Raw genomic sequence first — 13,483 nt, 5'->3', positions numbered from 1 at the left:
GGCTGCGGCCCGGTTTTTTTATCGCCGCATCAATCGCGGCCGGCAATCGCCCTCAGCTCCGCCGCCTGGCTCGGCGAGAGGCGCTCGAAGCGGCTCGCCAGCGCAAACACGGAAGCGCGGTCGCGTACGCTGCTGCGCTGCGAAACGGCAGGCCTTACGTCGAACAGCGCGCGCAGCAGGGCCGCGGCGGCGTCGGCAACATTGCCCAGATAGCCACGCTCTGCGGCATGGCCGGTGAAGGTAGCGGTCGTCATATCAAACTCCTCAAAAACAGTTCTGCTGCGGTGCAGTATAGGACGCGCTACCTCATAAACAAACTTCCCGTTCATGATGGCCGTTATACAGAAAGCGTATGACCACGGCCCTCGTCCGTGCAAAAATCACTTTATTAGTGATTCTTCGCTACTGCTTTGCGGTATGATCCTTTGATATTTATCAATTGCTATTTCGACAGGTTATCGTATGTCTCTCCGCCTCAAGCTCATGGCTGCCTTGCTCGCGACAGGTCTCGCGGCAGTGGCGGTAGCAGGCGGCCTGGCCTATCTCGGCCTCAGTCACAAATTCGATGCTCTGCGCCGCGAGCAGGCGGCCGAGCACTTCTACAGCGGCGTCAACGCCTACTTCAACCAGTACGGCGACTGGACGACCGCCAGCGAACGCGAACCGTTCGACCGTTTCATGCGCCGCCGTGAAGGTGCGGCTCAACTGCGCAGCGATTCCCCGGGGCCAGGGGCGGAGGGTCCGCCGCCGCACGAGGGCGGTCCGCGTCCTCCGCATGGCGGTGGTCCGCGCCCGACGCGTCCCGAACCGCCGTTCCGTTTCGTGCTGGCCGATGCCGATTTCCGCGTGCTGCTTGGCGCTGGACGTTTCACGCCCGGCAGCGCGCTGCCGTCGCAGGTGCGCCTGGCGACGCGGCCTGTCGAGGTGAACGGCCGCACCGTCGCGCACGTGGTGGCGGACGGAGAGTTCGCTCCCAGCGAGCAGGATCGCGCCTATCTGCGCGCGATGCAGTCTTCGCTGCTGACGGGCGGTATGGCTGCCGCCGCGCTGGCCGTGGGACTGGGCCTGCTGCTCGGCGCAGGCTTGAGCCGCCGCCTGCAGGGCCTCACCGGCGCCATCCGCGCCATGCATGGCGGCGCGCTGCACCAGCAGGTGCCTGCCGAAGGCAGCGACGAAGTGGCCGTGGTGGCAAAGGCCTTCAACGAAATGAGCGAGAAGCTGGCGCGCAGCCACGAAGAGCTGCAGGTTTCCCACCGCAAGATTCTGGAACAGGCGGCGCAGCTGCGCGAGCTGAGCGTGCGCGATGCGCTCACCCAGTTGTACAACCGCCGCCATTTCGACGAGCAGGCATCCACGCTGTTCAAGCAGGCGATGCGCCACAAGCGCCCGCTCAGCCTCGTGATTGCGGACATCGACTACTTCAAGCACATCAACGACAAGTTCACCCACGCGACGGGCGACGCCGTGCTGCGGCAGATCGGAGAGATCCTGCGCACGCACATGCGCCTGAGCGACCTTGTTGCGCGCTATGGCGGCGAAGAATTCGTGCTGGCGCTGCCTGAAACGGCGGCCCCGCAGGCGCGCGCCCTATGCGACAAGCTGCGCGGGCTGATCGAGAACTATCCCTGGCACACGCTGCATCCCGACTTGCGGGTGACGATGAGCATGGGTGTCTGCGCCGATCTCGCCGCAGGAAGCGCCGAGGCCATGCTGCGCAAGGCGGATGTGCTGCTCTACCGCGCCAAGGAAACGGGCCGCAACCGCGTCTGTCACGTCTGAACGGTGACCGGCTCAAGGCCGTAGGCGGCGCGCGCCTTGTCGCATTCGGGCGTCCCTGCAGTGAACTCGCGGCAGGTGGCCGAGCGCTGCGGGTAGATGGCGCAGCCCACGCGGTGGCCAACTTCCCCTTCCAGCGCCACGCAGCGTACAGAACTGCGCTCCGTGCCGCGCATGGCAATGCGGTAGGGCGTGATCGGAATGGTCATCGCTTGCGGCACGGTGCCGCCGGGATGGGCATCGCTTTCGCCCCAGTAGAAGGACACACGGTAGTGCGCACAGCAGGCGCCGCAGTCCTGGCAGGATTCGGACATCGCTTCTTCATGCAGTAATACGGTGAGCGGAATATGATATCAAAATGACCGCTTGCGGAGAGCCCATGACACCGACGTTTGACGCCGAACAAACGGCAGCCCTGCTGCCTTATCCCCAGCTGGTGCAGGCGCTGCGGCGCGCCGTGGCAGAGCTGGCCGATGGCGCGATTCTCTGTCCCGCGCGGCAGGTCGAGCCGCTGCAGGACGGCGCACTGCTGCTGTCGATGGTGGCGACGGCGCGCGACATCGCCGTGCACAAGCTCATATCTGTCGTCCCGAACAACCCGGCGCGCGGCCTGCCCACGATTTCCGGCCGCGTGAGCGTGGTCGATGCAGTGGATGGCACGGTGAGGCTGGTGCTGGACGGCGCCACCGTAACGGGCCGCCGCACGGCCGCGCTCTCGATGCTTGGCGTCGAAGTGCTGCTGGGCCGCGCACCCCGTCATGTGCTGATCGTGGGCGCGGGAACGCAGGCGGCCAACCACGCGCAGGCGCTGTCCGAGCTGTATCCCCAGGCTCGACTCAGTGTAGCGGCCCGCAGCGCCGAAGCGGCTGCGCACTTCTGCGCGCGCTTTCCATTCGCGGCGCCGGCCCTGCTTTCGGAACCGGCGCCGGATGCCGATCTCGTCATCACCTGCACCACCAGCAGGCAGCCCGTCTACCTGCATCCCGCGCAGGCAGGGAGACTGGTGATTGCAGTCGGCGCTTTCAAGCCCGATGCGGCGGAGATCGGCGCGGATACGGTACGCGCCAGCCGGGTCTTCGTGGACGATCCGCACGGCGCCCGCCACGAGGCGGGCGATCTGCTGCTGGCGGGCGTGGACTGGGCGGGCGTGCAGGGCATTGCCGCCGCGCTGGCCGCAAGGCCCATGGCCGATACGGAAGCGGTGCTCTTCAAGACGGTGGGCTGCGCCGCCTGGGATCTGGCTGCGGCGCGTACGGCGCTGGCACGTAGCTGATGCCTCAGACGGGCTCCATGCTGACGTTGCGTTCGATCGCTTCGCTGTGCACGATGATCTTTTCGGCATCCGCCTGCAGCAGGCGGATGCGGCGCTGGACCAGCGGCCAGCCGGACCATTCGACGTTCTCCGAAGGCAGGACCGCAGCCTGCGGCGGCGCGGCTGCGGGCAGGGCCGCGCCATGCCGCGCCAGCGCCTCCGTCAGCGTGCGGCAGACCTGCGCATGGCTCTGCGCCAGCATGGCATTCACTTCGGCCGCGGGAATGTCCTTCGCATGCCGCCGCAGGATGGCGCGCAGCGCGGCCACATGCGCCACCAGCAGGTAGTTCTGCACGATGAAGAGGTTGATATCCTCCACCGCCCGCTGCTTGCTGGCCGGTTCGTCCACCATGCGCACCATGGCCGTGCTCAGGTCCGCCAGGCTGTCCATCAGGCCCTTGCGCTGGATGCGGTAGGGGAAGTCGTTGCGGCAATCGCCCTGAAGCAGCTCGAAGCTGGCCTGCATATAGCGCAGGTTCGCTTCCAGCACCCGGCGCACGAGGCGGGGAATGCTCTGGAACTCCCAGCTCGCCAGCACGAAGCTGAACACGGTGGCCACGGCGGCGCCGATGAAGGTATCGGTCAGGCGCTCCGACACCGCGCTGATCGTACCGCCCGCCACGAGGTTCATCTGCAGCAGGATCATCACGCTGACGGCAATGGCCGCATAGCGGTAGCGCAGGTAGACGAAGGTGGGCGTGGCAACGGTGGAAAGAATCAGCGCGCCAAGGATCACGGCCGGGTAGTTGAACCAGGTCAGTATCACCGCCGTGATGACGCAGCCGATCACCGTGCCCACGATGCGGTCCTTGCGGCGCTGCTTCGTCATGCTGAAGCTGGGCTTGAGGATGATGACGATGGTGAGCACGATCCAGTAGCTGTGCGCGGTGTAGGGCAGCACGGCGCCGATGGCCAGGCCCGCCGCAATCGCCATCGATACCCGCAGCGAGAATCGGAAGATCGGCGAATCCATGCGGAAGTGGGACAGCATCACCTTCAGCTCGTACTTCTGCTGCGAGAGGAAGGGCTGCATGTCCGCGTCCTTCCAGAAGGGCGTGCTGTCGTAGGCGCGCTGGCTTGCCACGTGCAGTTCGCCGATCATGTTGATGATGGCGCGCACCTTGTTGCGCTGGGCGCGCAGCACCGTCAGCGCTTCCTGAACGGGTTTGCCTGCCTCCACCGCCGCCTGCAGTTCCGCCAGCTGCGCCTCGATCTGCTTCAGCTCAGGCTCGTAGTCCACATTCTGCTGCGAGGCCCGCTTGCTGGTGACGGCAAAGGCGAGGGATTCGATATCGCGCGCCGCCTTGTAGGCCAGACCGTGCAGGCTGGCCAGCGCAGGCGAGTCGGCCAGGTGCCGGCGCAGCTGGGCATAGTCGGTGTGGGTGGACAGCACCTGCTCGTACAGGTCGAGCATGCAGACGTGGATCTGCACCACGATCGCGTCCTTGCGGTTGTTGTGGGCGCGCAGGATCAGGTCGCGCGAGGCTTGCTGGCGGTCGGCCAGCAAGGCCTGGTGCCGCACCAGCTTGTTGAACTGTTCGTTCAGGTTGTAGCGCGTGTCGTAGAAATCGGCCTTGATGTCGATATAGGCGGCCAGCTCGAACAGCGCTTCCGCCAGCACCTGCTGCTTGATGCGGTGGCGCAGCAGCCAGCTCACGCGCATCGCATAGGCGAGATAGGCGACGGCGCCCAGTGTGAACAGCCCCGCATGCACAATGGACTGCATGGGCGTGAGCTGGTGCTCCATCGACATCGTCATGATGAAGAGCGCCGCCAGCTGCAAGGGCATGGACTTCTTGCCGTAGACGACCATCATGCTGGCAAAGAAGCTCACCAGCACGAGCACCGCCATCAGCAGCCAATAGTACGGCCCGCACAGGCTGACCAGCAAGGTCACGGCGCCGCACAGCAGCACCGAGGCGGACATCTCATTGAACTTGTGGCGCAGTGGACTTGGCAGGTCCATCAAGGCTGTGCACAGCGCGCCGATACCCACCGTCATGGCGGTGTGCATATCGGACAGCTGCAGGGTGAACCAGATGATTCCGACCAGGCCCGCGCCGAAGCGCAGGCCGAGGTGGAAGTAATGACTGTAGAAGAAAGTGCGCGGGCTTAGTGCGTAGTGCATGGAATCGACAGCACCGGGTAGCGGCGCCATTCAGGCTCCGCGTGGCGCGCGCAATTGTGGAGGATGAAGTGCAGCACCGCATCCTGGTTCGACAGCAGCTCGGGATTGGCAGCCTTCCAGGCCTCGAACTTCGCCTTCAGCTCCGGTTCGGTGCGCAGCAGCTCCACGGCCAGGTCTTCGAACACGTAGTCCGAAATCGCTTCCTTCTTCTCCAGAACGGAGTTGAAGAAGCCCCAGCGGAAGAAGCTGTCGTGGGCCTGCGGCTCCAGTGTCTCCACCGCATAGCGGGCATTGTCCTGGTCCAGTGGGACGATATAGTCGCCGGTGTTCAGCGTGAAGGTTCCGCTGCGCTGCTCCACGTCCACAACGTCGTGGAACATATGGCCTTCGTAGGCATGGGCACGGGTACTGAGCTCGCCGATCTGGTAGTAGTGCGCCTGCACGGTCTGCGGCGCCTCCACGCGCGTCATCTGCACGCCGTTCCATTGCAGGCGCTCGATCACTTCGCGCCACTGCTGCGGCACCACGTAGGCCTTGGGCGCCGTGATCTTCACGTCCACCACGAAGTTGCAGTAGTAGGGAATGTCGCGCTCCCACGGCTTGCTGCGGTCGTAGGACAGACGGGTGTAGTTGCCCAGCACCGATGGATGGCGCTTGGCCTCGTAGCCCTTGAAGCGGAAGCTTCCCGGATTCTTCTCGTCCAGGCTCCAGCTGATGGCCCACTCCTTCTGCTGCCGCTGGGCGGTTTTCGCTTCCGCGCGCAGGCGCCTGATCTCTTCGCCGTGCGACACGGTGAACGCCATCGTCACCTCCACCAGCGTGCGCATGGATTCGTAGCGGTCGCGGAATGGCTTCAGCATATGCGTCTCGGGCATGAAGCCGATGATGTTGTGCAGGGCCGTGAAGCCGGTGGAGAAGCGCGGCACTTCCAGGAAGTCCACGATGCCGTCGTCCGGGGTATCCTTCAGCGGATTCACATAAGGCGTGGTGGGCCAGCCGCGCGCTTCCATGTCCTGGTAGATCTGCGGCAGCATGGTGCTGCGCATGTAGGGGCCGAGGCCGCTGCCCAGCTTGTCGGGCTGGGTCTGGATCAGGGTCATGGTGTAGGTGTAGTCCGCGCCGTTCGAGGTGTGGGTATCCACCATCACGTCCGGGTCCCAGGCGGTAATCAGCTTGTTGAAGAACTGCGCATTCAGCGTGTCGCACTTGATGAAGTCGCGGTTCAGGTCCAGGTGGCGGCTGTTGCCGCGGAAGCCGAACAGCTCCGGACCTTCCTGGTTCGGGCGCGAGGTGTTGGCGCGGTTCCAGCAGCCGTCCACGTTGTAGACAGGGACGAACAGCAGCACGGTCTTGCCCAGCGCCGCCAGGCGTTCCGGCTCGAAACACAGGTCGCGCACGATGGCCATGCAGGCGTCGATGCCTTCGGGCTCGCCGGGGTGGATGCCGTTATTGTTGAAGAATACAGGGCGGCCTTCGCGCTTGATCTGCTCGCGGTCGAATACGCCATCCGCGCTCACCACACCCACATGCAGGGGAATGCCGGCGTCCGATACGGCGGCCTGTTCGAAACGCAGCACATTGGGAAAGCGGCGCGCCAGCTCTTCATAGAAGGCGATGCACTCGGTCCAAAGTGTCGTCTGGTTCTGGTTGCCCTTTTCGTAGGGCGTGAGCATTTTTTCTGGCATGGCGGGAGGAGGTGAGGTGACGAGCCGGAATTGTACACCCGCACGATTGATATAGTTCATGCCCTCCCATGCTGCGGCATGCTAAATGTGGGGCTTCTTCGGAGGCCTGCCATGAGAATCCCGTTCGCCGTGTTGGCGCTGCTGTTCTGCCCCTTCGCGTCCGGCCAGCTGCACCGCCTCGACCTGCCCGCCGATGGCGCAAGGCCTGCCTGCGGAGAGGTGCAGCTCATTGGCGCCGTCACGGCCCTCATCCGCTGCGGAGGCATCACTGTGCTGGCCGACCCGGAGGGAGAATCGCCGGACGCCGATCTCGTGCTGCTGGCGCAGCCCGCGCCGGCGATTCGAAAGCTGGGCAAGGCCCGGGCTTTCGTCGCAAGTGAAGCGGCGGCGCCGGACCTGTCGGCGCCCGGATTCCACAATGTGCATGCGCTCAGGACGTGGGAAGCGATGGAGGTATTCAAGGGCGGGGCGAGGCTGCGCATCACGGCGATGCCGGGCCGCGGCAGCACACCCGGCATGATGCTGGACTTCAGCGGAGAGGGCAGCTACCGCATCTACATCAGCGGCGACGCACTCGCAGCGGGCGATCTGGAGGAGATACCCCGCCGCTTTCCCGGTGCCGACCTGGCGCTGCTACAGCGCGGCGGGCGGCGCCTCTTCGGCGTCATGCCGGACCGGGGCCGGGGAGCGCGCATGCTCCAGCTGAAGGAGGATGCGGCCTACCGCTTCCGGCCCGTGAAGCGTTAGGCCTTTGGCGCGTTGGCGTCGATCCAGCGCTCGAACGCGGCGCCGAACTTGGCCAGGGTTTCCTTGGTGCGCTCGTTATTGACCTTGCCCTGTTCGTCCAGATAGGTGGCGGAGCTGCCGATGTACGGGTCCGGCGCGGGCATGACCGGCGCGCCAAGCGTGACCATGGTCTGGCGCAGGTGGTGGTTGGCGCCGAAGCCGCCCAGCGCGCCCGGCGACTGCGACACCACGCCCACAGGCTTGCCGTTCCAGACGCTGTAGCCCACGGGGCGCGAGCCGATATCGATGGCGTTCTTCATCGCGGCCGGAATGGAGCGGTTGTGCTCCGGCGTCACGCACAGCACGGCGTCGCTGGCCTTGATCTTCGCGCGCAGCGCCGTCCAGGTGGCGGGCGGGTTGCCGCCGTCGTCCAGGTCCTGGTTATACAGGGGCAGGTCGCCGAGTTCGATGAACTCGAACTGCAGCGAAGGCGCCAGCTCGGCCACTGCGTAGGCGTATTTGCGGGTGAGTGATTCCTTGCGCAGGCTGCCAATCAGTACCGCGACTTTTTTTACGGACATGTGAACTCCTTGTTGGTGGATCCACAGATCGTAAACGAAAAAAAGCCGCGCTGCTGCGCGGCTTTCGGAAGAGGCGCGAACGCCCCGGCGTTGGGAGGCCGTGCTTACTCGGCGCCCATTTCTTTGAGCAGGTTGTCGGCCTTGTCCACATACTTCATGTTCCAAAGGATGTAGCGCAGGTCGACCTGGATATCGCGGGTCTTGGCCTTGTTGAAGTCCCAGTCCGAGATGATGGAATCGAGCGTGCCGTCGAAGGCCAGGCCCACCAGCTCGCCCTTGGCGTTCAGCGCAGCGGAACCGGAGTTGCCGCCCGTGATGTCCAGCGTGGCGAGGAAGTCCACCGGCACGGTCTTCAGCTTCGGATCGGCGTACTTGCCGAACTCCTTGCGCTTGATGGCGTCCAGCTGCGCCTTGGGCGCGTTGAACTCGCCCTTGCCCGTGTGCTTGGCGACCACGCCGTTCACGGTGGTGAAGGCGGTCCAGGTGGTGCCGTCCGCACCGTGGTCGCGGCTTGCCACGTTGCCGTAGGTGACGCGCAGGGTGCTGTTCGCATCCGGATACACGGCCTGGCCCTTGGTCTTCATGAAGGCGATCTTCGCTTTCATGTAGCTGGCGTAGGCCTGCTGGATGTTACCGGCCAGTTCCTCCTCTTCCGCTTCTTCCTTCATGGCCGCCTCGTACATGGCGACGGCGGCCTTGATGAAGGCGTCGTTCGAGGCCTGGAAGTCGGCAGGCTTCTTGTCCAGCCACGCGGTGCGCACGGCGGCGTCGCCCAGCTGGCTGCCGGAGTACAGCTTGTCCAGCGCGGCGGACAGCTCCGCATCGCTCATGCCCGCGCGCAGGCCGAGCGCAGCATCGAAGGCTGCCTTGTGTTCGGCCGCTGGCTGCGCCAGGTAGTTCTTCATGTGGTGCATGACGATGGCCTTGTCCACCTTCGGATCGTAGGTGCGCACCAGCGCCGCCACGCCCGACTTGAAGCGGGGCAGATCGCGCGTTTGGTAGCCCGCCTTGCGCTCCGCGTCAGGCTTCTGCGATTCGATGGCGAGACGGTAGAGCGAGCGGGCCGTGTTCAGCAGGCGCGGCTGCGAATAGCCGTAGTAGAAATCGGCCTTGGTGTCCGCATCGCGCTCGGCGATCAGCTTCTCCACCTTTTCGATATCGGCGGCGTATTCGGCCTTGCGCTTGGCATCCGCATTGACCCAGGCCTTCAGCTCCTCATGCTGCGCGGTCTTGCGCGCCAGGAAGTCGCTGTCCGCATAGGAGTCGATCATGCCCTGGCGGTTCTTGTAGTAGTTGTTGATGCCTGCGACCTGGCTGGCGTACTTCAGCGCCGTATCCTTGCTGTCCTTGGTCTCGCGGTCGATGACGGCCAGCGTTTCGCCGGAGGCCTTCACGAAGGCGGGATAGAACCAGTCGAAGGTGAACTTCACTTCCGAAGGCAGGCGGTGGCGGTTGGTGCGGCCGGGATAGCCCATGGCCATCACGAAGTCGCCTTCCTTCACGCCTTCCCTGGCCAGCTTCAGCACATGCTTCGGCGTGTAAGGGACGTTGTCCTTGCTGTAGTCGGCGGCCTTGCCGTCCTTGCTCACGTAGGCGCGGTAGAAGCCGTAGTCGCCCGTGTGGCGCGGCCACATCCAGTTGTCGGTGTCGCCGCCGAACTTGCCCACGCCTTCGGCAGGCGCGTGCACCAGGCGCACGTCGCGGATTTCCAGCTGCTTGATCAGGTAGTACTCCAGGCTGCCGTAGAAGGCGGGCACGCTGCAGCGGTGGCCTTCGTCCTTTTCGCAGGCAGCCACCAGGGATTTCTGGTTGCGTTCGATCGCATCGCTGCGCGCCTTGCCGCTCAGCTTCGCCACGTCGGGCGTAATGACCTTGTCGGTGACGTTCAGCACTTCCCTGGTCACGAAGATGCGGGTGCCGGGCGAGGCTGGCAGCTCTTCGGCCAGGCTGTGCGCCACGAAACCGTTCGCCAGCAGGTTGCGCTCGGGCGTGGAGTTGGAGGCGATGCTGCCGTACACGCAGTGGTGATTGGTGACCACCAGGCCCTGCGGCGACACGAAGGAGGCCGAGCAGCCGCCCAGGCTCACAATGGCGCCTGCCGGGAATTCGGTCAGCTTGGTCAGCGTAGCGGGATCGAGTTTCAGGCCCGCTGCTTTCAGTTGTTTTGCAATCTGCGGCAGCTGCTGGGGCATCCACATGCCTTCGTCGGCATAGGCTGCACCCGCGCTCAGGATGGCGAGCGCAAGGAGAGATTTTTTCATCGGGTCGATAGGAAGGTTGAGGCGATATAGAGTATCCGCATCACATTTCGATTCGTCAACCCGAAACCCGCCTGAGGGCCATTGGTGCAGCGCACCATGTTGCGCATCGGACAAAAAAAACCGGCACCGCAGCGCCGGCTTTCCCTGGCCGCCCGATTTAGCGTGCGCGCCCGCGGAACACGAGGTTCACGATGGCCAGCAGAATAACTGCGCCGAGGAAGGAGACCACCAGCGACATGACGCTGAAGTCATCCGAATTGATGGTGCCAGCGCCGAACAGTGGCGACAGCAGCCAGCCGCCCAGCAGGGCGCCAACGATACCGACGACGACGTTCAGGAACAGGCCTTGCTGTGCGTCCGTTTTCATCACCAGGCTGGCGAGCCAGCCAATCACACCGCCGATCACGATCCAGATAATAAAGCTCATCTTCATTCCCCTTATGTCGTTGACGAAATTGACGGGACCAAAGGCCCTGCCGTGAGAAAAAGTGTAGGCAGAACACCAAGGGTGGTCGGTGCGCCAGCGAACCGAAGACGTGATGAGAAAGCCTCCCCGAAGTAGCGTGCGGGAACGTACAGAATATCGGAGTCAGCAAGCCTATCGTGTGCTGGTTGGATCTTTTGAACCCCACAACGCGAAAGGAAATTCCATGAACCAATACGACAAGAATTCCCGTCTGGTAACCGGCCTGTTCACCGACCGCGCCAGTGCGGAACGTGCCTATCAGCATGCGACCTCGCGCGGCTACGGCAAGGACGACATCAATGTGATGATGTCCGAAGACACCCGCAAGCGCCACTTCGCCGCCGACGGCGCCGAAACCGAACTGGGTTCGAAAGCCGCTGAAGGCGCTGGCATCGGCGCGGGCGTGGGCGGCGCAGTAGGTGCCGCGCTCGCTGCGGTGGCTGCCGTGGGCACGACTCTTGTGCTGCCGGGCCTGGGCGTGGTCGTGGCCGGTCCGCTGGCTGCGGCGCTGGCGGGCGCCGGCGCCGGCGGCCTGACGGGCGGCCTGCTGGGCGCGCTGATCGGCGCGGGCATTCCCGAAGAGCGCGTCAAGCACTATGAGGAAGGCCTGAAGAACGGCGGCATCGTGATGGGCGTGCATACCCGCTCGGACGAAGACGCGGCGCACATCGAGCAGAGCTGGAAAGACAGCTCGGGCCAGCACGTGATCGGCACCGGCCTCGGCGCGGCAGGCGGCGCCATGGCAGGCATTGCGGCAGGCTCGCCGGGCGGCCCCGTGGGCATGGCGGCTGGCGCGGTGGTGGGCGGCATTGCAGGCGGCCTGGCGGGCAAGGGCGCTGCCGAGGTGGCGAATCCCAAGGCAGGCGATGACCTGAGCGATCACCACATGGCAACGGGTGTTGGCGCAGGCGGCGGCGCGCTGGCTGGCGCGGCCATGGGCGCTGCGGCCGGTCCGGTGGGCATGGCGGCAGGCGGCGCCATTGGCGCGCTGGCAGGCGGCATGGCAGGCAAGGGCGTGGGCGGCCTGGTGAATCCGGCGGACGAGAAAGTCTACTGGCAGGACAACTACCGCAACGAGTCCTACTACAACCCTGCCTATACCTACGACGACTACGATCCCGCTTACTCCCTGGGCTACAACAGCCGCGGCAAGTATCGCGGCACCTGGGACGAAAGCGAAAGCAGCCTGCGCAACGACTGGGAAACGGTGAAAGGCAAATCGCGCCTGACCTGGGAACAGGCCAAGAGCGCAACCCGCGCCGCCTGGGACAAGGTGGAGCGCGCCATGCCGGGCGATTTCGACGGCGACGGCCGCTAAGAGTCTAGAAGTGCCAGCGCAGCGCCACCATGGCGCTGTGCTCATTCTGCAGGGGCGCCTGGCCGATCTGGCTTCGCGCCCCGCGTTCGCTGCGCACGCGCAGCAGTTCCCCCACCACGGACAGGGAATCGTTCAACTGCATGCTGTAGGCGAGGGCGACGCCGTGTCCCGTTTCATCGTTGGGGTCTTCGGGCAGCGCGTCGCGGCCTGTGGTGCTGAAACGGTCGTAGCGCAGCGCGAGCCTGCCGGGGCCCACAGGGTGGCTGGCCAGGGCGTACCAGGACTTGAAGTCGACGGCCACGCCGTTCTTGCCCATGAGCGTGTCGCCGCGCATGGCCTGCATCATCAGCTCCCATTGTCCGGCAGGGCGCAGCACGGCGCTCACATGGTCGAAGCGTGTGCGCCAGCCGTACTGGCCGTCCACCACCACGAGGGGATCGGCGCGGTTGTCATAGTGCATTCCCGCCAGCTCCACGCGTGTGCCGTAGCGGTACTGGGCGCCCGCGTAATAGCCCAGGCGGCCATCCAGCTCGCGGTAGGGATGGATGGTGCGCGTCTGGCGCCAGATGGCGCCGTCCGGCCGGTAGACGGGCAGGTCCGGGAGCAGCACGGATTCGTTCAGCCCGGCGATGCGGTCGCTGATGGTCCAGCCGCGCCAGGCGAGCAGGGTGCCCGTGGGATCGTTGCCGCGGAAGAGGGCGGCCGTGAAGCCGATGTCGTGCGGGGAGCCGTCCCAGCGGCCGCTGCGCAGGAGCTGGAGTTCGATGCCTTTGGTGCGCAGTTCTTCACCGATCCAGCTGTTGATGGCGGAGGAGGAAATGGTGCGCGACGGCGTCCACGCGATGTCGTCGTAATCGATCTCCACGCTGGTTTGCGGGAAGAAAGCGCCCAGCTTCACGCCCGCCTTCCACGCGCCGGACGGCAAGGGCTTCCAGGCCAGCCAGGCCTCGCGCACATCCACGACGCCATGGTGCCTGTCGTCGGCGCTGAACACGGCTGAAGCGCTCAGGCTGTCCGCCAGGTCGAAGTCGCCGCGCAGCACGGCCTGGCCGACGCTGAAGGCATCCGAATCCCGGTCGTAGCGGCTCTTGCCCATGCCCGCCTCCAGCCAGCTGCGCCCGGCGTTCGAATGGACGGCGCGTACATCGAGCAGGCCGCGCCATTCGGCGGCGTGAACGGAAGCGGAGAGCAGGAGAATGACCGGAAGTAGCTTTTTCATGATAGCGGGCA

General features: G+C 65.1%; 12 protein-coding genes. 4 read left to right on the top strand and 8 right to left on the bottom strand.

What is annotated here, in order from left to right; translation table 11 throughout:
* Positions 1-29: 29 nt before the first annotated feature.
* On the bottom strand, positions 30-254 hold the full coding sequence (locus tag LSQ66_RS19850) for a hypothetical protein (protein WP_231766910.1): 225 nt from the start codon (positions 252-254) through the stop codon (positions 30-32).
* A gap of 208 nt (positions 255-462) precedes the next feature.
* On the opposite strand from LSQ66_RS19850, the gene LSQ66_RS19845 reads away from it, so the two are divergent.
* On the top strand, positions 463-1,779 hold the full coding sequence (locus LSQ66_RS19845) for a GGDEF domain-containing protein (RefSeq protein ID WP_231766909.1): 1,317 nt from the start codon (positions 463-465) through the stop codon (positions 1,777-1,779).
* Here LSQ66_RS19845 and LSQ66_RS19840 read toward each other — a convergent pair.
* Entirely contained in the window at positions 1,770-2,090 is a 321-nt protein-coding gene (locus LSQ66_RS19840) for a YkgJ family cysteine cluster protein (protein WP_231766908.1), read from the bottom strand. The two genes, LSQ66_RS19845 and LSQ66_RS19840, sit on opposite strands and share 10 nt — an antisense overlap.
* A 65-nt stretch (positions 2,091-2,155) precedes the next feature.
* Here LSQ66_RS19840 and lhpI point away from each other — a divergent pair, with 65 nt between their 5' ends.
* A complete protein-coding gene (gene lhpI, locus LSQ66_RS19835) occupies positions 2,156-3,049 on the top strand; it encodes a bifunctional Delta(1)-pyrroline-2-carboxylate/Delta(1)-piperideine-2-carboxylate reductase (protein WP_407659540.1) in 894 nt (297 codons plus the stop codon).
* 4 nt (positions 3,050-3,053) lie between these two features.
* On the opposite strand, the gene LSQ66_RS19830 is transcribed toward lhpI, so the two are convergent.
* Entirely contained in the window at positions 3,054-5,216 is a 2,163-nt protein-coding gene (locus LSQ66_RS19830) for an FUSC family protein (protein WP_231770159.1), read from the bottom strand.
* Complete coding sequence (locus tag LSQ66_RS19825; protein WP_231770158.1) at positions 5,201-6,901, bottom strand: M14 family zinc carboxypeptidase; 1,701 nt, start codon at positions 6,899-6,901, stop codon at positions 5,201-5,203. Before LSQ66_RS19825 ends, LSQ66_RS19830 begins: the two co-directional genes overlap by 16 nt.
* 111 nt (positions 6,902-7,012) lie before the next feature.
* Here LSQ66_RS19825 and LSQ66_RS19820 point away from each other — a divergent pair, with 111 nt between their 5' ends.
* On the top strand, positions 7,013-7,648 hold the full coding sequence (locus tag LSQ66_RS19820) for an MBL fold metallo-hydrolase (RefSeq protein ID WP_231766906.1): 636 nt from the start codon (positions 7,013-7,015) through the stop codon (positions 7,646-7,648).
* Here the strand turns inward: LSQ66_RS19820 and LSQ66_RS19815 are convergent.
* From LSQ66_RS19815 to LSQ66_RS19805, 3 genes are all read right to left on the bottom strand, one after another.
* Positions 7,645-8,208 carry an NADPH-dependent FMN reductase gene (locus tag LSQ66_RS19815; RefSeq protein WP_231766905.1) on the bottom strand — a complete coding sequence of 188 codons (564 nt, stop codon included), beginning with the start codon at positions 8,206-8,208 and terminating at the stop codon, positions 7,645-7,647. The two genes, LSQ66_RS19820 and LSQ66_RS19815, sit on opposite strands and share 4 nt — an antisense overlap.
* Positions 8,209-8,312: 104 nt before the next feature.
* Positions 8,313-10,469 (bottom strand): S46 family peptidase, encoded by a 2,157-nt coding sequence (locus LSQ66_RS19810; RefSeq protein WP_231766904.1) that lies wholly within the window; start codon positions 10,467-10,469, stop codon positions 8,313-8,315.
* A 157-nt stretch (positions 10,470-10,626) separates the two neighbouring features.
* Positions 10,627-10,896 (bottom strand): GlsB/YeaQ/YmgE family stress response membrane protein, encoded by a 270-nt coding sequence (locus LSQ66_RS19805; RefSeq protein ID WP_231766903.1) that lies wholly within the window; start codon positions 10,894-10,896, stop codon positions 10,627-10,629.
* Positions 10,897-11,119: 223 nt separating this feature from the next.
* Between LSQ66_RS19805 and LSQ66_RS24745 the strand changes: the two genes are divergently transcribed.
* Positions 11,120-12,253, top strand: a complete 1,134-nt coding sequence (locus LSQ66_RS24745; protein ID WP_269449106.1) for a hypothetical protein — start codon at positions 11,120-11,122, stop codon at positions 12,251-12,253.
* Between the two features lie 4 nt (positions 12,254-12,257).
* On the opposite strand, the gene LSQ66_RS19795 is transcribed toward LSQ66_RS24745, so the two are convergent.
* Positions 12,258-13,472 (bottom strand): hypothetical protein, encoded by a 1,215-nt coding sequence (locus LSQ66_RS19795; protein WP_231766902.1) that lies wholly within the window; start codon positions 13,470-13,472, stop codon positions 12,258-12,260.
* Between the last annotated feature and the right edge of the window lie 11 nt (positions 13,473-13,483).

Source organism: Massilia endophytica (assembly GCF_021165955.1).
Classification (GTDB): Bacteria; Pseudomonadota; Gammaproteobacteria; order Burkholderiales; family Burkholderiaceae_D; genus Rugamonas; species Rugamonas endophytica.
Note: the sequence above shows the minus strand (reverse complement) of the source record. Positions and strands in the feature narration are given on the sequence as shown.

Coding starts and splice junctions, on each gene's coding strand:
- LSQ66_RS19815 (WP_231766905.1), bottom strand. CDS start 8,208: ATGTCCGTAAAAAAAGTCGCGGTACTGATTGGCAGCCTGCGCAAGGAA.
- lhpI (WP_407659540.1), top strand. CDS start 2,156: ATGACACCGACGTTTGACGCCGAACAAACGGCAGCCCTGCTGCCTTAT.
- LSQ66_RS19805 (WP_231766903.1), bottom strand. CDS start 10,896: ATGAGCTTTATTATCTGGATCGTGATCGGCGGTGTGATTGGCTGGCTC.
- LSQ66_RS19825 (WP_231770158.1), bottom strand. CDS start 6,901: ATGCCAGAAAAAATGCTCACGCCCTACGAAAAGGGCAACCAGAACCAG.
- LSQ66_RS19810 (WP_231766904.1), bottom strand. CDS start 10,469: ATGAAAAAATCTCTCCTTGCGCTCGCCATCCTGAGCGCGGGTGCAGCC.
- LSQ66_RS19850 (WP_231766910.1), bottom strand. CDS start 254: ATGACGACCGCTACCTTCACCGGCCATGCCGCAGAGCGTGGCTATCTG.
- LSQ66_RS19840 (WP_231766908.1), bottom strand. CDS start 2,090: ATGTCCGAATCCTGCCAGGACTGCGGCGCCTGCTGTGCGCACTACCGT.
- LSQ66_RS24745 (WP_269449106.1), top strand. CDS start 11,120: ATGAACCAATACGACAAGAATTCCCGTCTGGTAACCGGCCTGTTCACC.
- LSQ66_RS19845 (WP_231766909.1), top strand. CDS start 463: ATGTCTCTCCGCCTCAAGCTCATGGCTGCCTTGCTCGCGACAGGTCTC.
- LSQ66_RS19820 (WP_231766906.1), top strand. CDS start 7,013: ATGAGAATCCCGTTCGCCGTGTTGGCGCTGCTGTTCTGCCCCTTCGCG.
- LSQ66_RS19830 (WP_231770159.1), bottom strand. CDS start 5,216: ATGCACTACGCACTAAGCCCGCGCACTTTCTTCTACAGTCATTACTTC.
- LSQ66_RS19795 (WP_231766902.1), bottom strand. CDS start 13,472: ATGAAAAAGCTACTTCCGGTCATTCTCCTGCTCTCCGCTTCCGTTCAC.